This window comes from Nocardia sp. NPDC003999, assembly GCF_053604885.1.
This window is the reverse complement of the sequence record NZ_JBSGIB010000017.1, coordinates 32,440-50,237: the sequence shown is the minus strand read 5'-3', so window position 1 is coordinate 50,237 and position 17,798 is coordinate 32,440. Positions and strand designations below refer to the sequence as shown.

The window sequence follows — 17,798 nt, the reverse complement described above, 5'->3', positions numbered from 1 at the left end:
TCCCCTGTCAGACCGGGAGCCAGGACGTCAGGCTACGTCAGCGCCCTGGACTGGACGCAGTAAAGCGTCCGAGTTGTGTTGTCGCGTATCCATATCGCAACAACCGGCCGAGACCCCTTTCCGAAGAGTGGGGTCCCGGCTCGGCCGTTCACGTATCGTCGCTCAGCAATTGCTCGGCGCCGGCTCCCCTCGGAAACGAGCGTCCAGCCAGTTCAGTGCCGCGGGAATACCGAGCACCGCCGCGGTCAAATGGTCCGGCACCGGGATCTCCTCGGTCTGCACCCTGGCGCCCGCCGAACACCATCGCTTGTCGGTGTTGACCACCGCGTCGATCGGGATAAGGCCGTCGATCGGCGAATGCCATTCGAACACCGGCGTCTTCGGCACGCCGTCGTAGAGTTCGAGGCTGTTCTCCTCGACCACGGCGCGCGCGGTGTTGTCGGTGATCATCGAGGTCGTCTTGGCGAAGTCCAGCGCACCGTGACCCGCCCCCGTCGAGAGGATGTCATTGGTGCAGCTGTTGGCGATCTGCGCGCGAGCGGCCAGACCACGTTCGTTCAGCTGGTCGCTCAGCGGGAAGCGAGTCGGGTACTCCCGTTCCAGCCCGAACCCGGCGGCGAACGCCAGACCGAACACCGGGTGCGGGTTGAGCCCCAGCCCCTCGAGCATCTTCACCAGATTCATCGGCACGCCGCCCATGGCCGCGCCCGCGATGTCGAGTTCCGGCGCGTACTTCGGCTGCAGAGCCGCGGCCCACGCGGTGGCCATCCCGCCGCCGGAGTATCCGACCATCGCCACCGGGCTGCGCTGCACCCCGAGTTCGTTGACCTGCTTGACGGCGCGGATCCCGTCGAGCGTGATCTGCCCGCCGAGCTTCGCGGCGCCGTAGGCGAAATTCGGGCCGAGGTGGTCGGGCAGCGCGACGCTCCAGCCGCGCGCCAGCAGCACGTTCCAGCCGGGCGCTTCCCGCACGACGAGGTTCGGGTCGCCGGTGTAGAGCACCCGGGAGACCGAGCACTCCGAGCCGAGCCCGTTGATGATGTGCTGGAACGACAGCAGCGGACCGTCCGCGCGATGCGCCTTCGGCGTCAGCACCGTGGTGGTCGCCGCGATCGGTTTCCCCTCCGAACTCGTCGACCGGAATCGGATCACGGTCACCGTGGTCTCCGGGAAGATCGCCAGCGGCGGCATCACCCTGGTCGCGATCACGTCGCCGGGCTTGCGGTCGGCGATGTCCGCGGGCGTCGCGTAGAAGGGATCCGGATCGGGTTCGGGATACAGCGGCGCGCTGGTCGCCGCGCCGGCCATGCTCGCGATCAGCACCAGCCCCGCGGCCATCGCTCCGATCGCACGTGCGAGACGTCTTCGCCCCACTCCCCTACCCAACGAACGTGGGCGCTGACTCATCGACGTGTGCCTCCTGAATCGTCCGACGCTGTGCTCATCCTCGGCAACATCACCCGCGCTGGGTACCGCCCGACGCGATCATGTTGACAATTCACAAGTTTGGGTCGCCCGGGCTGTGCCCGCGATGCGCCCCGGCTGGTGACTGTACCCCACGACGCCGCGTCCGTTCTGTGACATTTCCAGCCGATAACCTGCAACATGTTCTCAGCAGTGGCGGCCCTTTACCGTCAGTCCTACCGGCGCGGCTGCCGCGCAGGCCGGAAGGAGACAGTGGCATGGACGGCACTGTGCGCAGACTCGCTGACCGCGACGACACCCGAGAACCGCCGACCCGGCGTATCACCGTCTACTTCGACGGGCCCACTCCCGAGGACGCGCTGGTCCTCGAATACGCGGCCACCAAAACCGAGGCGTGGGAGTTCACCTCGGCCGCCGCACACGCCGGGCTCACCGTCACCGTCGACGGCCAGGTCCGTCCCGGCCTGCGCAGGCTACCGTGCCATTCGCTCTGGCGCTGAGTGAGCGGACTCAGGGCCGATCGAGCACGCCACGCAGGAAGTCGAGCGCGTCGGGAAACGCCTCGCGCGCCGCGCCGAGATGATCGCCGGGATACCAGTCCACCCGCAGATCGGTGCCCGCGCAGCGCAGCTCGGCGATCAGCTCGAGCGTCAGCGGCACGGGCACCTCCAGATCCGTCAGCCCTTGACCGAGGTACAACGGCACCGAGTAGCCGCTCGTCGGCACCTTCAACATCGCGCGCACCGCGGCCAGCAGCGCGGGGTCGTCCAATGGCCGCGACAGCATGGCCCCGATGCCGATGCCGGACACCTGCGCGTCCGCCTCGGCGGCGCAGCCCGCTTCCACGATGCGCAGGACGTCCCGGCCCACCGGGGTCAGGTAGCCGTCGATGTCCAGCTCCGGCGCACTGGCGCGCAATCCGGCCAGCAGCATGCCGAAATAGGTCGTCGTCTTCTGCAGCGGCAGCCGCGGCAGCCAAGGCCCCGCCAGCGGGAACACCACGTCCAGATTCGACGGTGCGCCGGTCGCGGCCGCGCCGCGCAGATCGAGTTCCGGTGCGTCGCCGGGCGCGAGATGGGCGGTGAACAGCGCGGCGTGCCCGCCCTGCGACTGACCGAACACCGCCCAGCGGGTACCGAGCGAAGGGGCGACCGCCCGTGCCGCGCGCACGCCGTCGATGATGCTGCGGGCCTGGGCGGGACCGTCCAGATAGGGATGCACGCCGGGGGTGCCGAGTCCGACGTAGTCGGAGATCACCACCGCATAGCCCGCGCGCAGCAGATCCGGGTACACCGACGTCAGGTAGTAGTCCCGGGGTCGCAGCGTGAACGCGCACTCGTCGGCGATCCCGGAAGTGCCGTGCGCGTAGGCGACGATCGGCCAACCCCCTTGCGGCGGAGCGCCTTCGGGCAGATAGAGCACTCCGGTGCTCAGCATGGGCCCGCGCGGGCCACGCGACCGATACGTCAGCCGTTCGGCGGTCGTCGCCCCTGCCACGTGCAGACGGTCCGCCAGTTCCGCCAGGTCCGTCACTGTGCCGGGCGCCTCGTCCACCCCGGCGTCCGCGGGCCCGGCCAACGCGACCGTCACCGAGACCACGACGCCCGCCGCCCCCACCATGAACCGTCCACACCGCACCGACCGACTATCCCCAGCCGCGGCCGCACCGGCAAGCCACCACAATCGGTGGCCCGGCCGGGCGACCTCGCCGGGACCGCCCGGGCTCGCTAGGCTCGGATGAGCACGCCGGAAACCGGTGCCGAGGAGAACACAGGAGGCTCGACCGTGGCGCAGCGGTACCCGTATCGCCTCGTCACCCGGCGCCGCGCCGCCGTACTGCTCGCGGCGGGGCTGCTGCCTCTGCCGATCGCCTGTGGAAACGATTCGCCCGATCCTTCGGCGGACACGACCACGACCGCAGGCACCACGACCACCACCGTACCGACCGCGCCGATATCGATACCGCAGGCCGCCGTGCCGTCCGTCGACCCCTACGCGGGACAGCCGCTGATCGATCACGTCGCCTGGACCGAAGCGATCGACGGACCCCGGCTGCTCGTCTTCCCGACGCAGGCCGGTCGGCGGACCACCTTTCCCGGCTCGGACGAACGGGCGTGGCAGGAGGTCGTGGCCGAGTCGGCGGACGCGGACGCACCGGGCATGCGCGATCAGTTCGTCTGCCACTGGGCGTGGGCCCGGCTGGTCCAGCCGGACAAGCCGAGCTGGAACCTGGAACCGTGGCGCCCGGCGGTGGGCTACCAGGCCACCGTCGAAGCGCGCTGTAATCCCGGCGGCCCCGAGCGCTGAGCGCGGGCGCCGCCCCGACCGGAAGGAGCGATCCATGCGCGTCGTCATCGCAGGCGGACACGGGAAGATCGCATTGCTGCTGGCCCCATTGCTCACCGCGAACGGCCACGAGGTCGCCGCCCTCATCCGCGACCCCGAGCACGCCGCCGACGTACGCGCCACCGGCGCCGAACCGGTGCTGTGCGATCTGGAGAAGGCGGGCACAGACGAGGTGGAGGACGTTGTAAAAGGCGGCGACGCGGCGGTTTTCGCCGCCGGCGCCGGGCAGGGCAGCGGCGTGGACCGGAAATACACCGTCGACCTGGGCGGCTCCGTCCGGCTGGCCGAGACCGCCGAGCGCACCGGAGTGCGCCGCTTCCTGCAGATCTCCACGATGGGCGCGGGGCAGCCGGTCGCTCCCGGTTCCGACGACGTGTGGGCGGCGTACATCGACGCGAAGACCAAGGCCGAAGACGATCTGCGCGAGAGAGATCTCGACTGGACCATTGTGCGCCCCGGCCGCCTGACCGACTCCCCCGGAACCGGTCTGGTGACTCTCGCGCCGGCCCCGGTCGGGCGCAGCGAGGTCCCGCGCGCCGATGTGGCCGCCGTACTGGCCGGACTGCTGCCCGCCGCGCCCGCATACGGGCTGACCCTCGAACTCGTCTCGGGTGACACTCCGATTAGCCAGGCAATTGCACATCTGACCGATTGAGCTGTCGCGCACCCCGCTACCGCCCTTGCCGATCGACCGCAACGGTCACGATGGGAGAACAACCGTGTTCAGTCGAATCGTCTCGATGAAGATCCGCCCCGGCTCCCGCGCCGAGTTCCTGGCAGCCATATCCCGCAGCGCCGACGCCTCCGTCCGGACCGAGCCCGGCTGTCTGCGCTTCGACATCTGCGCAGATCGGGTGGACCCCCACCGATTCTTTCTCTATCAGCTCTACACCGACGACGAGGCGGCGGAAGCACACCGTTTCACCGAACATTTTCTTGCTTGGCGGGCCGCGGCGGACCAATTCGTCGAGCCGGGTACACAGATCGATTACAGCACGGACGTCCTATTCGGCCGCGACTGAAATTTCGCGTCGGGCACCGTTTCCGCAAACTTCCGGCCGCGAAATACGCAGTGCGCACGTGCAATCGATCGTGCAGATGTGCTTGCATCTGAAAGGTACGGCGGCATAAACTCGGTCCCGCAACGCTTTACAGGGGACCACCAGGGGAGGCCGCGTGGGCGAGCCGAAGGCCGAAGCCGCCATGGGTTTGCCGCCGCCAGAAACAGGGGCATTCGAATGGAACATCCACTTACCGGCGGCCGGTTCGGATCAGCCGACACCGCACTGGCCGACCAGCCGGCGAACGGTAGACATATGAGCACATTATCGGCCCACAGCGGCCACACCGATACCGCATTTTCCCGAGAAACCGCCGTGGCATACGTGATCGATGCCGTCGAATCCACCGGGGCGGCGACTCGGCACGATTTCGATATCGACCGCATCGTCACCACCGCGCACGCGATGGCCGACGACTGGGATCTCGAGGCATTGCAGCCCGCTACATTCTGGCGAATCGCCTCCAGCTTCATCAAGCAGTAGATCGTCCCGCCGTCCGAGCCCGGCGGATAACGAAATTTTCGGCGGCTACCACCGCCGAGCGATTGGACAGCAAAGAAAAACCGAGCGGCCACCTCCGATTTGGGAGGTGGCCGCTCGGCGTATCGGGTCTTCGGCGGCGCCGAGACTACCGCGTGGCCTCAGCGCCCTTCGGCATACTTCTCCATGATCGCGATCGACTTGTCCGGGCGCTCGGCCTGCACACTGAGGCGGTCCATCACCGACAGGTACAACGCCAGGTCTTGCCGCCGCTCGAGATACAACGCGCTGGTCAACTGTTCGAGATACACGATGTCCGGCAGTTCGGCCTCGGCGAAACGCAGAATGCTGAAGGAGCTGCCCGCCGCGGCGTGCTCCCCCGCGGTGAACGGCAGCACCTGGATCGTCACATTGGGCAGCTTCGCCAGCCGGACCAGATGCAGCATCTGCTCTCGATGCACCTGCGCGCCACCGACGGGCCGCACCAACGCGGCCTCGTCGAGCACCGCCCACACCACCGGCGGGTCCGAGCGGAAGAGGATTTCCTGCCTGCGCTGACGCACCGCGACCCGCCGATCCGTGTCGGCGTCCTCGTACCCGAGCGATACGACCGCCCGGGCGTATTCGGGCGTTTGCAGCAGTCCGGGAACAAGATGCGACTCGTAGGTGCGGATCTTGCTCGCGGCCTGTTCCAGGCCGAGGTAGGTGCCGAACCACTGCGGCAGCAGGTCGCTGTAGCGATGCCACCAGCCGGGCTCGTTGGCCTGCCTGGCCAACTCGAGGAACGACTCGCGCTCCTCGGCGTCGTGAACGCCGTAAAGGGTCAGCAGGTCGCGGATGTCGCGTTCCTTGAAGCCGGTACGGCCCAACTCGAGACGACTGATCTTGGCGTGCGATCCCCGGATCGCATCACCCGCCGCTTCACGGGTGATGCCCTTCTTCTCCCGAAGCTTGCGCAGCTGGCCGCCCAATGCGATGCGTAGCACGGTCGGACCACGTTCCGCGACAACGGATTGCACATGACCATCGTCATCGGGTTCAGCGATCATCGAGTTCGTCTCCGATACTCCGGGGGTTGCCCACAGTGTGTCACAACCACCTGTCGCGAGACACACCGCACCGACCGCCAATGTTACCGCTCAGCTAGTCAAATAGTCGAACTCCCCGGCCTTCGCGCCGCGGACGAACGCGTCGATCTCCGGACGCGTGTAGATCAAGACCCCGCCTTCCGGGTCCCGCGAGTTACGTACTGCCACCTGGCCGTTGGCCGTTTCGGCCACCTCGACGCAGTTGCCGCTCGGATTACTGAAGGAACTCTTTCGCCAAGTTCCGATGATCTCGTTGGTGGATGTATCCGACATCTTCCCCACTCCTCCGTTACCGCAGTCAGGCGATTCGGTTCGTGCAGATGCACGTTCAAACGTTCTTGCATCTGCACCGACACCGGACGATAGCACGAAGTTCGCCCTCTGTGCGCCCACGGATCGGCGTCATCCGGCGACAGATGTGAAACACGATCACCTCGACCCGGAAACACCGAGATCAGCTCGCCGATCCACCCCTCTGGACGCGCGCGAATCTTGTACTGTCACAGTGCACATCGGATGTACCAGTCATTCGCGACAACCCCACGCACCCACCTGCACGGCAGTGCCGCGGACCCGTTTCTGCCTAGGAGTACAACCCCATGACCGAAGACCACAGCCCCCTCATCCGAACCGACATACCCCACTCCGCGCGCATCTGGAACTACTGGATGGGCGGCAAGGACTATTACGAGATCGACCGCATCGCAGGCGATGCCGGGATCGAGGTGGATCCGGACATCACCACCATGGCGGTGCAGTCGCGCCAGTTCCTCATCCGCGCGGTGCGCTACCTCGCCGGGGAGCAGGGCATCCGCCAGTTCCTCGACATCGGGACCGGCCTGCCCACGATGCAGAACACCCATGAGGTCGCCCAGAGCGTCGCGCCGGAGTCCCGGATCGTGTACGTGGACAACGATCCGCTGGTGCTCACGCACGCGCGGGCGCTGCTCACTTCCACCACGCCGGAGGGCGTCACCACCTACATCGACGCCGACTACCACGATCCCGAGCGGATCATCACCGACGCCAAGCACGTCCTGAACTTCAACGAGCCCATCGCCGTGATGTTCATGGGCGTGCTCGGCCACGCCAAGACCTACGACGAGTTGCTGCGCATCGTGCGCACCGTGCTGGACGCCGTGCCGTCGGGCAGCTACCTGGTGATGTGGGACGGCACCGACGACAGCAAGGCGTATGTCACCTTGTGCGAGAACTACACCGGCACCGGTGGCACTCCTTATGTCCCCCGCCCGCAGGCTCAGATCAAGGCCGTCTTCGACGGTCTGGAGTTGGTCGAGCCGGGCTTCGTGTCCATCACGCAGTGGCGCTCGGGCGCCACGGAGGTGGGCGAGTCCCGTCCGATCTCCGCCTACGGCGCGGTCGCGCGCAAGCCGTAAGGCCCCTGAACGCCAAACCGCAAGCGGCACAGCGGCGGTCGCCGGTCACCACCGGCGGCCGCCGCCGGTTTTTTTCTCCGACCGATCGTGCAGATGTACTTGCATTTGCAAGCGACGGAGGAATAGACTCGAACTCGAAATCGGGGAGGTACGCAGGGAGTTCGAGTCTGCGCTACCAGTACGTCGGCCTCCCCGCCGCACGTCGGACGCGAGGGGTAGTCGAATGATCGAGCCATTTCGAACTTCCCCCCGGGTTGCCGTCATCGATGGCGCCGGCACCGAGCCCTTCCGCCAGTACCCTGCGCCCGAGTTCGCCGCGACGGATTGCAGTGTGGAGCCCCGCGGCCTCACCTACCGGCAGGCCCGCGACATCCTCTACGCCCACGAGGTCCACGGTCCGCAGTGCAGGCAGTGGCTGGCGGCAGCCGCGTATCTGTCAGCCGGGCTGGACGACGAATAACAGGCCACATCCCGGCGCGCGAGTGCCTCGCCGCTTCGTAAACCCTGCTCCAGCACCGTAATCCGGGCCGCGCGCTGCGCGTCCGTCATCGGGTCACTACGGAATGCGGAGCGATCCCAAGCGATCTCACAGATCACTCCCGGTCCACACAGCCCTTTCGTATAGTGATCGATCGACTCGGGCGCGATTTCTCGCACGCCCGACGTGGCATTGGGGAGCGAACTCGTCATGACCTACTCCGCGTTGGATCTGTCCGCCGACTCGTCCGACCCGGTGCTGGAAATCGGTGGACAGCCGGCTTCGGTGCCTTTGCAGAACACCGACAGCGTGGCCTCGCACATGGTCGGATATTTCGAGAACGTCATGGCGCCCTGCCGCACCCTGCCCGGCGAGCAGATCCGCGGTGACGTCACGAAGCTCACCCGCAGCTGCCTGAACCTCGCCGCAGAGATGTTCGACCGGCGAACCGTGCCGGACGAGGAGCAACTCGGCCCGGTGCGCGCGGCCGCCGCCCGCTGGGCGCGCGAGGGCGTGCCGTTGAGCACCATCCTGCGCGCCTACCACGAAGGATTGCGCATCGCCTTCGGTCTGGTCACCGCGCCCGCCGAGGCCGACGACGTCGAGGAGGTGCTGGTCGCCGCCGATCTGCTCCTCGAACTGCTCGAGGCGATCACCGCGGCGGTGTCCGATGCCTACGTCGACGAACAGCACCTGGTCGCCAAGGAGCATCAGACGGCGGCGCAGACGCTCGCCTCGGCGCTGCTGAGCGGCCGCGGCAGCTCGGCTCTGGCCCGCCAGACGGGTATTCCGATCGCGGAGGCGTATCAGGTTGTCGCCCTGTCGATTCCGGAGCATCCGGACGAGCGCGATCCGCGCGTCGACGGGAACGTCGCCGCGCGCCGGAAACTGCGACGGCTACAGTCCGAGCTGGCCACCGTGTTCGCCTCCCGCGCGCTCGCGCTGCTCAGCGCCAAGGGCGGCACACTGCTCATCCCGTCGGGCGACGAGGCCGAGACCGTCCTCACGGCCGCCACGCTCGAGCTGCTCGCCGTCGCCGCCGAGGTCCCGCTCACCGCGACCGTGGTGCCGACCGACACCGATCAGATCCCCGAATCGGCCGATCAGGCACACGAGCTGCTCAATCTCGTGCGCGTCGGCGTCCGGCCGCCCGGTCTCTACCAGATGTCGGATCTGGCGGTGGAGTATCAGCTCACCCGCAGCGGCCCGGCCACGCGCCGGATCGCGACCATCCTCGACCCGCTCGACGCCCATCCCGAGCTGTTCGACACCATGCGCGCCTACCTGGGCAACGACATGAACCGGCAGCTCACCGCGCGCCAGCTCTTCGTGCACCCGAACACCGTCGACTACCGCCTGCGCCGCATCGCCCAGCTCACCTCGATCGACCTGGCGACCTCGGCGGGCATCTCACAGGCGGCGATCGCCCTGCTGGCCCGGGATCTGGACCGCAGCGTCGCCCGTCGCCTGTGACGTCCGCGCCGTGACCTGATCGTGGCCTGTAACGGATTCGTGCTGGTCACCGGACCGTGAACTTGCGATCCTGGTAGTGCCGCGACGTCTGGATGGTGAAATATGCGAATTTCGGAGATCCTGCACAGAAAAGGCAGCGACGTGGCCACGGTCGCGCCCGATACGACGGTACGCACACTGCTCGCCACGCTGGCCGAGCGGAACATCGGCGCTGTCGTCGTCTCCCCCGACGGCAACACGATCGCGGGCATCGTCTCCGAGCGCGACGTGGTACGCAGTCTGCACGCGTGGGGCGCGGACCTGCTGGACATGCCGGTCTCGGCGATCATGACCTCCGCGGTGCGCACCTGCGCGCCCGAGGACCGGGTCGACGGCCTGCGCCGCACCATGACCGACCACCGCATCCGGCATCTGCCGGTGGTGCACGAGGGCAGGCTGGTCGGCATCGTGAGCATCGGCGATGTGGTCAAGAGCGCGATCTCGGAATTGGCGGACGAACGCGAACACCTCGTGGAGTACCTGCAGGGCAGATATTAGAGCTCGCTGAGGTTCCCCAGATCGGCCGAGAGCCAGTGCTCCGGCCGCAGGAATACGGCGACCTGCTCACCGTAGGCCTCGGCCGCCTTCAGGTAGGTGTCCACCGATTCGGCGGGTACGTACCGCGCGGCCATTTCACGGTGCATCTCGTCGGTCATCGGGGTGATCCGGGTGACCGGGCCCTCCACGCTCACGTAGCGGACCGTGGGTTCGGCCTGCTGCACCATCAGACCGAACCGGCCGGTCTCCCGGATGTAGCGCATCTTCTGCGACTCCGGGCCGGTCAGGATCCAGACCTCGTCACCGGGACTGTATTGGTACCAGATCGGGACGGTGAGCGGGCCACGACCGGTGCCCGCGGCCACCGAGAACGCCGCGATATGCGGCTGCGCAAGGAACTCTTGACGCTCTTGCAGGGTCAGAGGCATACGTTCCAGGCTAGTCGTGAAAGCCTTTGTCCACGACAAAACTTCGAAGTCCGTATCGAAAATGCGTATCGTGGGTGACGTCCGAGTTACCGGTGGGAAGGGAGCGTCACGTTGCGGTCCCCCACCCCGAGATCGCCGGTGACGCGGACGGAGGAGATTCCCCGGCCGCCGGAAATCCCGACGTTCGCGCCCGCCGCGGTGCGGTCGCTGTTCCCGGCCCTCGCCGGCGCCTCCGAGGTCTATTTGGACAGCGCCGCCACCACGCAGAAGCCGCTGCCGGTGATCGAGACCATTCAGCGCTACCACAGCAACAACACCGCCAACGCAGGCCGCGGCACCTACCCCTGGGCCACCGGTCTCACGGCTCGGATCGCCCGCGTCCGCGAACACGCCGCCGCGTTCATCGGCGCCGAGCATCCGGACGAGGTGGTCTTCACCGCGGGCGCCACCGCCGCACTCAACGCCGTCGCGCTGTCGTGGGGTCTGACGGCGCTCGCCGACGGCGACGAGATCCTTTACAACGCAAGCGATCACGCGTCGAACGTGTACCCGTGGCAGCACTTGCGCGGGCTGCTCGCCCGGTTCGGACGCCGCATCCACCTCGTTCCCTACCGGGTGACCGCTGCGGGCGAGGCGGACACCGACGACATCCTGGCCAAGATCACCCCGCGCACCCGGCTGATCACGACCGGGCATCTGCACCATGTCTTCGGCGGTCTGAGCACTCTCGAGGAACTGCGCGGCCGGATCGATCCGGCGATCCTGCTGTGCTTCGACTGCTCGCAGAGCGGCGGCCATCTTCCGGTCGACGTCACCGCGCTCGGTGCGGATTTCGCGATCTTCGCCGCGCACAAGATGTTCGGTGCGCCCGGCACCGGGATCCTCTACTGTCACCGGCGTGTGCACGACCGGTTGACGCCGTTCCTGCCCGGGGGCAACTCCGGCGTCGAACCGGGTCCCGGCGGGCTGCGCCCGGGGCCGATGCCGTCGCTGCTGGAAGGCGGAACGCCCGACATTCCTGGCATCCTCGCCCTCGGCAATGCGCTGGAGGTGCTGGAATCGTTCGGACTCGACGCCGTCGCCGCGCACAATCGCGCCCTGACCCTGCGGCTGATCGACGGGCTGCGACCGGTTCCCGGCCTGGAGTTCCTGCCCGGCCCGGCGCACGCGACCTGCGAGGTCGGCTACGGCATCGTCTCCTTCACCCTGGAGGGGATCTCGGCCGCCGACGCGGGATTCGTCCTGAGCGAGTTCGGTTTCCTGGTGCGCACCGGTGCGCACTGCGTCCCCGCCGAATCCGACGGCGCGGGCTCGGTGCGGGTCAGCACGCACATCTACAACACGCCCGACGAGATCGACCGATTCGTCGCGTGCGTGCGAACCATCGCCGAGGAGGTCACGTGAGTAACGACATCCCCCGCTACGACCGGCGGGCCGCGTCCAGGGTGCTGGCCGACTTGGCGCAGCCAGGGCTGTTCACCGAACCGGTACCCGCTCCCCGACATCGGCGATTCGAATACGCCTGTACGGCCTTGGGTCTCGAGCCGGACAGCCATCTCACCTACTCGCAGCGGCTGTATCTGGAGCGGTTCATGCGGCCGTGCCGCGCGGACCAGGTGACGAGCGCGACGCATCGGATCGCGTGGACCGACAGCGCGGGCATCCCGAATACCGGGCACTTCCGTGCCGGTGGTCTCGGCCCGTCGGTGCCGATCGCGACGCGCGAGACGGTCCTGGCGTTGTGGCGCCAATTGGACGCCGACGCCGATTTCGCCGCGCGGGTCGCGGCGCTCGGACCTCGCGAACACGCCGTATTGGCCGGCACGACCACCGACCACGATCCGCGCGACATCTTCCGGGTCGGCATCGAGGCGGCGGGGCGCGTGCTGGCCCAGCACGCGTTGCTGGCGGACGCGACCCCCTACCGCGACGCCGCCGAATTCGCCGAAGGGCTCCGCGTTTCCGGGATCTTCGCCGCGGTCGCCACGCGATGGTTCTGGGAATTGCAGGCCTCGACCTACCGGCGGGGCATGATCCCGGTGACGCTGGTCGCGCAACCCGACGGCACCGTCCGCTATTCGGCGGAGACGGTGGCGACCCTGCGCGCGATGAAGGACGCCACCATCGCCGACGCGCACGCCGTGATGGAGCGCGCCACCACGGCCGAAGGCCTCACGGTGGCCGAGGCGATCGCCAAGTACCACGACGACCTCGACCTGATCTCCCGGCAATACGCCCTGCTGCCCGAGGGCAGCCATCCGGCCTGCCCGGCCGCCACGCCACACCAGCTCGACAGCGGGCATTTCAGTCTCCTCCCGCTGCTGGTCGACCGATTCGTCGCGACGTTCACCGAGATCGCGGGCCGCTGCGCGGTCACCGAGGTGAGCGCCGAACTCGACGAGGCGACCGCCGACCGGGTCGCGACCGCCGAGGACCAGGTGTTCTACGTGCCCGACATGACCTGCAAGCACTGCGTCCGCACGATCGGCGGAGTGCTGGAGTCGATGGACATCCGCGTGGTCGAGATCGACCTGGACAGCAAACGGGTGGTGGCCGAGTTCCGCAGCCCGCGCAATCGGGCCCGTGCGTTCGAGGCGATCCGGGACGGCGGCTACAACCCGGTCGCGCAGCGGCCGGACGACGCGCCGCGGGCGTCGGCCACCGAGCCGTCGGAAGCCGCCGTATGACGCCGTGGCCGCCGGCGCTGCCCGCGAAGCTCCACCCGATCGTCCGCGCCTTTCTCGACACTCCCGGCCTCCCGACGCAAACGCTGACGAGATTCGGATCGCCCGCGCATCTGGTGTTCCCGCAGGTGTATTCGGAGAATCTCCTGCGCCTGCGTTCCGTGCTGGAGCGGAGCCTTCCCGGCCACCGGATCTGTTACGCGCACAAGGTGAACCAGTCTCGCGCGTTCGTCCGTACCGCCGAACGCGAGGGCATCGCCGTCGACGTCGCCTCACCGCACGAACTGTCCAGCGCCCGCGCCGCCGGGTTCGATCCGGCGCGCATCGAGGTCACCGGCCCGAAAGGGGAAGCCTTCCTGCGTGAACTCGTCGACCGAGGGGTCACGATCAACGTGGACAACCTCTGGGAGCTGGGCCGCATCGCGGAACTGGCCGGAACGCAAGCGGAAGTGCCTGTGCTACTGCGAATTTCCGGATTCGACGCGGGACAGGTGAGCCGGTTCGGGATACCGCTCGCGCATGTCGGGCAGGCATTCGATCTGCTGTCGGCGCGGCGCGGGCGGATCGCCTTCCTCGGCTTCGCCTTTCACCTCGACTCCGGCGACCTCGGTGAGCGCGTCCGGGCGATCGACACCTGCCTGCGACTGATCGAGCGCGCCTACGATCACGGGCTCACCCCGTCGGTGCTCGACATCGGCGGCGGCTTCCGGCAGGTGTTCACCGCCGACGCCGAGCGGTTCGACGCCTACGTGCTCGCGCTGCGCGAATCGCTGCTCGGCCGTGGGGAGCCGATGACCTGGGGCAGCAACACCTTCGGCTACCACGTCGCGGGCGGGGCCGTGCACGGCACACCGGTGTTCCACAAGTACGCCAACACCATCGCCGCCGACCGCATGCTCGCCGATCTGCTCGACGCTCCGCTGGAGCGGCACGGCGGACGCACGGTGGCGCAGGTGGCGGGCGACAATCTGCTGGAGATGTGGCTGGAGCCGGGCAAGGCGCTGGTAGATCACGCGGGTATCACGGTGGCCACAGTCGAGTTCGTCAAGGAGGTCGCCGACGGCAGCGTGCTGGTGCACGTCGACCTCAGCCGCGATTCGGTGACGCCCGCCGATCAGGAGGTCATGGTCGACCCGATCCTCCTGCCCGGCGATGACGCGACCGCGGGCGACCGCGACAGGGGTCCGGTCGGCGTCTACCTCGCCGGGCGGCTGTGCCTGGAGCGCGATCTGATCACCAACCACAAGGTGTGGCTGCCCGCGCGGCCCCGGCCGGGCGATTCGGTGGTGTTCCCGAATACCGCCGCCTATCACATGGACCTGTCCGCCGCGACGGCCTCCATGCATCCCCTGCCCGCGAAACTCGCGGTCACCCGGACGCCCGACGGGTTCCGGGTCGTGCACGACGCCGACTACGAGCCCGATTTCCCCGTCGAGTCTTCCCGGCCGCGTCACATCGCGCCGCACGCCACCGACCTCGTCAACCGTCCGGTCCGATCCGTCGAGGCCCCCTGATGCGATACGACCACATCACCGAACTCATCGGCAACACGCCGCTGCTGCGGCTCGACCCCGCGGTGCACGGGCTGGCGAATGTCGAACTCTACGCGAAACTGGAGTCGCACAACCCGTTCGGTTCGGTGAAGGACCGGGTGGCCTGGGCGATGCTGCGCGACGACCTGGCGCGAATCCGCGCCGAGGGCCGGACACTCATCGAGGCGTCCAGCGGTAACACGGCCAAAGCGCTGCGCGTCCTCGGCGCGATGTACGGGATCGACCTGCGCGCGGTGACCAACCGGATCAAAGTGGGCGAGGTCCGTGATCTGCTGCAGCTGTTAGGCACCGAGATCGTGGAACTGCCCGGCCTCTCCGAGTGCCCGGACCCGACGACGCCGAACGACGTCTACTCGGTGATCGAGGCGACCATGGCCCAGCAGCCCGCTACGTACCGGCATCTGTCGCAGTACACCAACGAGAAGAACATCGAGGCGCACCACCACGGCACCGGCCGGGAGATCCACGAGGACCTGGCCGCCGATGGCATCACCAGGATCGATTATCTGATCGGCGGGCTCGGCACCACCGGTTCCACCAGGGGGACCGCTACCTACCTGCGCAAGCACAATCCCGAATTGCGCACCGTCGCAGTGGTTTCGGAGCGATCGGACTTCATTCCCGGCATCCGTTCGGAGAGCGAGATGTGGGACGTCGGGCTGTTCCAGCCGGAATTCTACGACCGGATCGTGACCGTGACGGCGGGCGACGCCGTGGACGCGACGCTGCGCCTGGCGAGCGGATACGGGGTCCTGGCCGGGCCGACCAGCGGTGCGAGTTACGCCGCCGCGCTGGAGACGCTCGGCGCGCTCGATGTGTCCGCGAGGGATCCGGACGATCCGCTTGTGGCGGTGTTCATCGTCTGCGATCGCCTCGAACCGTACCTGTCGTACATCAAGAAGCGCAGGCCGGAACGGTTCGGCCGCGCCGAACGCGAAGCGGCCCCGACCGCGGAGGAGCTGGCGGCGGTGCCGCGGCTGTCGCCCGAGCAGCTCGCCGAGCTGGACCGGACCGGACGCCCGACCATCGTGGACAGCCGTGGCGCCATGGCCTATCGGATCGGGCACGTCCCCGGCGCGTTGAACATCCGCGACGACCAGCTCGACGACATGTTCGGGCACGGCATCCCGTTCCCGCGCTCGCGCCCCGTCGTCTTCGTCTGCCCCGTCGGTGAACTGTCGGTGCGGTTCGCCGCACGGGCCAGGCGAGCCGGCTACGACGCCACCAGCTTGGCCGGTGGCGTGGTCGCCTGGCGCGATGCGGGGTTGCCGCTGGAACGAGGCTGATCGCCCGCGGGCTCACCGCCGCCCGGCGGACAAGTCCGTCAGCAACGGGGTAACCGGACCACGGTAACCGGCGGCCAGGAGTTCGACTGTGGCGGTGAACAATTCGGTGAAAGCGACCGCGGTTCCCCGCTCGAACAGCGCGGCCGGGTAGATGAATACGCCGTCGATGCCCGCGGGCGCACCGAGCCGGTCGTACCGGTCGACGAGACCGAATTCGAGGTCGTGCTTGGCGCGGACGATTCCGGTGTCGACCTCGGTGATGCTCACCCCGCCGGAAGCGTCCGCCGCGGGCTGGGCGGCCGCGCCGCGCTGGAGGATGAGCGTCGCTTGGAACAGCGGGTAGGCCGCGTCCTGCAGCAGGCAGCGCTTCAGCCGCTGGCCGGGTGTATCGGGATGAGCGAAGGCGGCCAGCGCCACCCCGCGCACCTGATCGAGCAGTTCCTCCGCGTCGGCGGCGCGGTCGAGCCGGACGCGCATCAGCACGTCGTCGGCGAAGTTGCCCACCAGGTCGTCGAGCAGCCGGTGATCGCGGCCCGCGACCGCGGTGGCCACCGTCACGTCGGCGCTGCCGGAGAAAGCGCCGACGGCCACCGCGAACGCGGTCTGCAACACCATGAACAGGCTGGCTCGCGCCGCGCACGCCCGATCGAGCAGCGCACGGTGCACACCGGCGGCGAACGCGACCGGTACGACGGCACCCGCGCTCGCACCGCCTCGGCGGATGGCACGAGGCCGGACGCAGGGGAAATCGAGCACCGGCGGCCGACCGGCCAGGGTGTTGGCCCAGTACCGCAACTGCTGCGTGGCGCGGCTCCATTCGTCGGAGTAGTCACCGAGCTGGGCGTGCTTCCACAAGGTGTAGTCCGCGTAGTCGATCGGCAGCGGCGGCCAGTCCGGCGCGGCTCCGTCCTGTCCGGCGAGGTAGGCAGTGCCGAGATCGCGCAGCAGCGGGGCCACTGACCGCCCGTCGATCGAGATGTGGTGCACGACCAGCACCAGCACCACCTCGTGCGGTCCGAGCACGCACAGCCGGGCGCGCAGCGGCAGGTCGGTCTCCAGATCGAACTCGACCGCGGCGAATTCCGCGATATGCCTCGGCAATTCGGCTTCGGTGGCCAGGACGACGTCGGTCCGCCCCCCGGCCTCGTCCGCGGGGACGATCACCTGGGCCGGGCCCGAGGCGGTCCTCGGGTAACGGGTGCGCAGCGGTTCGTGCCGGGCGACGACGTCGTCGATCGCGGCGACGATCCCCTCGGGCCGCAGTGCCGGTCCGGACAGTCGCACCGCGCGAGTCACATTCCAGTCACTCGAGTTCCCGGCCCGCGCGGCGTGCCACATCCGTTCCTGCGCGGGGGCGAGCGGGATGTGCGCCGGACGCGGCCCACGGGCCAGCGGCAGCGGCCGCCGCGGCGGCGGGAGAGGCCGAACCGCCGGTCGTACGGGGCGCATCCCCGCATGCCCGAGTACGTGGCCGATTCCTTCGGACGAGATCGCCGCAGCGGAGTTGTGCACGCGCCGTCACCTCCACTACCGAACCACCGAGCAACCCAGGCAAGGTAACC

Annotated in this window: 19 protein-coding genes; 13 read left to right on the top strand and 6 right to left on the bottom strand. The window is 68.4% G+C overall.

Annotated elements, in window-relative coordinates:
• Positions 1 to 162: 162 nt before the first annotated feature.
• Positions 163 to 1,338 (bottom strand): lipase family protein, encoded by a 1,176-nt coding sequence (locus ACWESM_RS27385; protein WP_355078407.1) that lies wholly within the window; start codon positions 1,336 to 1,338, stop codon positions 163 to 165.
• Positions 1,339 to 1,682: 344 nt separating this feature from the next.
• Between ACWESM_RS27385 and ACWESM_RS27380 the strand changes: the two genes are divergently transcribed.
• Positions 1,683 to 1,925, top strand: a complete 243-nt coding sequence (locus ACWESM_RS27380) for a hypothetical protein (RefSeq protein WP_355078408.1) — start codon at positions 1,683 to 1,685, stop codon at positions 1,923 to 1,925.
• A 10-nt stretch (positions 1,926 to 1,935) separates the two neighbouring features.
• Here ACWESM_RS27380 and ACWESM_RS27375 read toward each other — a convergent pair whose 3' ends face one another.
• Positions 1,936 to 3,045, bottom strand: a complete 1,110-nt coding sequence (locus ACWESM_RS27375) for an alpha/beta hydrolase (protein ID WP_452494209.1) — start codon at positions 3,043 to 3,045, stop codon at positions 1,936 to 1,938.
• A 117-nt stretch (positions 3,046 to 3,162) separates the two neighbouring features.
• Between ACWESM_RS27375 and ACWESM_RS27370 the strand changes: the two genes are divergently transcribed.
• From ACWESM_RS27370 to ACWESM_RS27355, 4 genes are all read left to right on the top strand, one after another.
• Positions 3,163 to 3,732 (top strand): DUF2599 domain-containing protein, encoded by a 570-nt coding sequence (locus tag ACWESM_RS27370; RefSeq protein WP_364436293.1) that lies wholly within the window; start codon positions 3,163 to 3,165, stop codon positions 3,730 to 3,732.
• A 34-nt stretch (positions 3,733 to 3,766) separates the two neighbouring features.
• A complete protein-coding gene (locus tag ACWESM_RS27365; RefSeq protein ID WP_356968221.1) occupies positions 3,767 to 4,426 on the top strand; it encodes an SDR family oxidoreductase in 660 nt (219 codons plus the stop codon).
• A gap of 64 nt (positions 4,427 to 4,490) precedes the next feature.
• Positions 4,491 to 4,793 carry a putative quinol monooxygenase gene (locus tag ACWESM_RS27360; RefSeq protein ID WP_043690427.1) on the top strand — a complete coding sequence of 101 codons (303 nt, stop codon included), beginning with the start codon at positions 4,491 to 4,493 and terminating at the stop codon, positions 4,791 to 4,793.
• 294 nt (positions 4,794 to 5,087) lie between these two features.
• Positions 5,088 to 5,315, top strand: coding sequence for a hypothetical protein (locus ACWESM_RS27355; RefSeq protein WP_355078412.1), 228 nt, complete (start codon positions 5,088 to 5,090; stop codon positions 5,313 to 5,315).
• 158 nt (positions 5,316 to 5,473) lie between these two features.
• Here the strand turns inward: ACWESM_RS27355 and ACWESM_RS27350 are convergent, their stop codons facing one another.
• The gene (locus ACWESM_RS27350) at positions 5,474 to 6,361 is read right to left on the bottom strand and encodes a helix-turn-helix domain-containing protein (RefSeq protein WP_355078413.1); all 888 of its coding nucleotides are present in this window, start codon (positions 6,359 to 6,361) and stop codon (positions 5,474 to 5,476) included.
• 90 nt (positions 6,362 to 6,451) lie between these two features.
• Positions 6,452 to 6,673 (bottom strand): DUF397 domain-containing protein, encoded by a 222-nt coding sequence (locus ACWESM_RS27345; protein ID WP_039797917.1) that lies wholly within the window; start codon positions 6,671 to 6,673, stop codon positions 6,452 to 6,454.
• Between the two features lie 326 nt (positions 6,674 to 6,999).
• Here ACWESM_RS27345 and ACWESM_RS27340 point away from each other — a divergent pair, with 326 nt between their 5' ends.
• From ACWESM_RS27340 to ACWESM_RS27325, 4 genes are all read left to right on the top strand, one after another.
• Positions 7,000 to 7,797, top strand: coding sequence for an SAM-dependent methyltransferase (locus ACWESM_RS27340; RefSeq protein ID WP_355078414.1), 798 nt, complete (start codon positions 7,000 to 7,002; stop codon positions 7,795 to 7,797).
• Positions 7,798 to 8,020: 223 nt separating this feature from the next.
• Complete coding sequence (locus ACWESM_RS27335) at positions 8,021 to 8,257, top strand: hypothetical protein (RefSeq protein ID WP_452494157.1); 237 nt, start codon at positions 8,021 to 8,023, stop codon at positions 8,255 to 8,257.
• Positions 8,258 to 8,485: 228 nt separating this feature from the next.
• Positions 8,486 to 9,748 (top strand): PucR family transcriptional regulator, encoded by a 1,263-nt coding sequence (locus ACWESM_RS27330; RefSeq protein WP_355078416.1) that lies wholly within the window; start codon positions 8,486 to 8,488, stop codon positions 9,746 to 9,748.
• Between the two features lie 102 nt (positions 9,749 to 9,850).
• Complete coding sequence (locus ACWESM_RS27325; protein WP_355078417.1) at positions 9,851 to 10,285, top strand: CBS domain-containing protein; 435 nt, start codon at positions 9,851 to 9,853, stop codon at positions 10,283 to 10,285.
• Here ACWESM_RS27325 and ACWESM_RS27320 read toward each other — a convergent pair.
• Positions 10,282 to 10,713 (bottom strand): pyridoxamine 5'-phosphate oxidase family protein, encoded by a 432-nt coding sequence (locus ACWESM_RS27320; protein ID WP_355078418.1) that lies wholly within the window; start codon positions 10,711 to 10,713, stop codon positions 10,282 to 10,284. The genes ACWESM_RS27325 and ACWESM_RS27320 overlap by 4 nt on opposite strands.
• Positions 10,714 to 10,851: 138 nt before the next feature.
• Between ACWESM_RS27320 and ACWESM_RS27315 the strand changes: the two genes are divergently transcribed.
• Genes ACWESM_RS27315 through ACWESM_RS27300 form a run of 4 tightly spaced genes read left to right on the top strand, consistent with a single transcriptional unit; the run spans position 10,852 to position 16,236 of the window.
• Complete coding sequence (locus ACWESM_RS27315; RefSeq protein WP_452494154.1) at positions 10,852 to 12,117, top strand: aminotransferase class V-fold PLP-dependent enzyme; 1,266 nt, start codon at positions 10,852 to 10,854, stop codon at positions 12,115 to 12,117.
• Entirely contained in the window at positions 12,114 to 13,400 is a 1,287-nt protein-coding gene (locus ACWESM_RS27310; protein WP_364436276.1) for a heavy-metal-associated domain-containing protein, read from the top strand. Before ACWESM_RS27315 ends, ACWESM_RS27310 begins: the two co-directional genes overlap by 4 nt.
• Positions 13,397 to 14,911 carry an alanine racemase gene (locus tag ACWESM_RS27305; RefSeq protein WP_364436273.1) on the top strand — a complete coding sequence of 505 codons (1,515 nt, stop codon included), beginning with the start codon at positions 13,397 to 13,399 and terminating at the stop codon, positions 14,909 to 14,911. Before ACWESM_RS27310 ends, ACWESM_RS27305 begins: the two co-directional genes overlap by 4 nt.
• A complete protein-coding gene (locus ACWESM_RS27300) occupies positions 14,911 to 16,236 on the top strand; it encodes a pyridoxal-phosphate dependent enzyme (protein ID WP_364436270.1) in 1,326 nt (441 codons plus the stop codon). Before ACWESM_RS27305 ends, ACWESM_RS27300 begins: the two co-directional genes overlap by 1 nt.
• A gap of 12 nt (positions 16,237 to 16,248) precedes the next feature.
• On the opposite strand, the gene ACWESM_RS27295 is transcribed toward ACWESM_RS27300, so the two are convergent.
• A complete protein-coding gene (locus ACWESM_RS27295) occupies positions 16,249 to 17,748 on the bottom strand; it encodes a condensation domain-containing protein (RefSeq protein ID WP_452494151.1) in 1,500 nt (499 codons plus the stop codon).
• Positions 17,749 to 17,798: the final 50 nt, after the last annotated feature.

Bases quoted from the DNA above. Each gene is read 5' to 3' on its own strand.
- ACWESM_RS27370 (WP_364436293.1), top strand. From the start codon at position 3,163: ATGAGCACGCCGGAAACCGGTGCCGAGGAGAACACAGGAGGCTCGACC.
- ACWESM_RS27340 (WP_355078414.1), top strand. From the start codon at position 7,000: ATGACCGAAGACCACAGCCCCCTCATCCGAACCGACATACCCCACTCC.
- ACWESM_RS27335 (WP_452494157.1), top strand. From the start codon at position 8,021: ATGATCGAGCCATTTCGAACTTCCCCCCGGGTTGCCGTCATCGATGGC.
- ACWESM_RS27305 (WP_364436273.1), top strand. From the start codon at position 13,397: ATGACGCCGTGGCCGCCGGCGCTGCCCGCGAAGCTCCACCCGATCGTC.
- ACWESM_RS27365 (WP_356968221.1), top strand. From the start codon at position 3,767: ATGCGCGTCGTCATCGCAGGCGGACACGGGAAGATCGCATTGCTGCTG.
- ACWESM_RS27355 (WP_355078412.1), top strand. From the start codon at position 5,088: ATGAGCACATTATCGGCCCACAGCGGCCACACCGATACCGCATTTTCC.
- ACWESM_RS27330 (WP_355078416.1), top strand. From the start codon at position 8,486: ATGACCTACTCCGCGTTGGATCTGTCCGCCGACTCGTCCGACCCGGTG.
- ACWESM_RS27380 (WP_355078408.1), top strand. From the start codon at position 1,683: ATGGACGGCACTGTGCGCAGACTCGCTGACCGCGACGACACCCGAGAA.
- ACWESM_RS27325 (WP_355078417.1), top strand. From the start codon at position 9,851: ATGCGAATTTCGGAGATCCTGCACAGAAAAGGCAGCGACGTGGCCACG.
- ACWESM_RS27375 (WP_452494209.1), bottom strand. From the start codon at position 3,045: ATGGTGGGGGCGGCGGGCGTCGTGGTCTCGGTGACGGTCGCGTTGGCC.
- ACWESM_RS27350 (WP_355078413.1), bottom strand. From the start codon at position 6,361: ATGATCGCTGAACCCGATGACGATGGTCATGTGCAATCCGTTGTCGCG.
- ACWESM_RS27345 (WP_039797917.1), bottom strand. From the start codon at position 6,673: ATGTCGGATACATCCACCAACGAGATCATCGGAACTTGGCGAAAGAGT.
- ACWESM_RS27300 (WP_364436270.1), top strand. From the start codon at position 14,911: ATGCGATACGACCACATCACCGAACTCATCGGCAACACGCCGCTGCTG.
- ACWESM_RS27385 (WP_355078407.1), bottom strand. From the start codon at position 1,338: ATGGCCGCGGGGCTGGTGCTGATCGCGAGCATGGCCGGCGCGGCGACC.
- ACWESM_RS27320 (WP_355078418.1), bottom strand. From the start codon at position 10,713: ATGCCTCTGACCCTGCAAGAGCGTCAAGAGTTCCTTGCGCAGCCGCAT.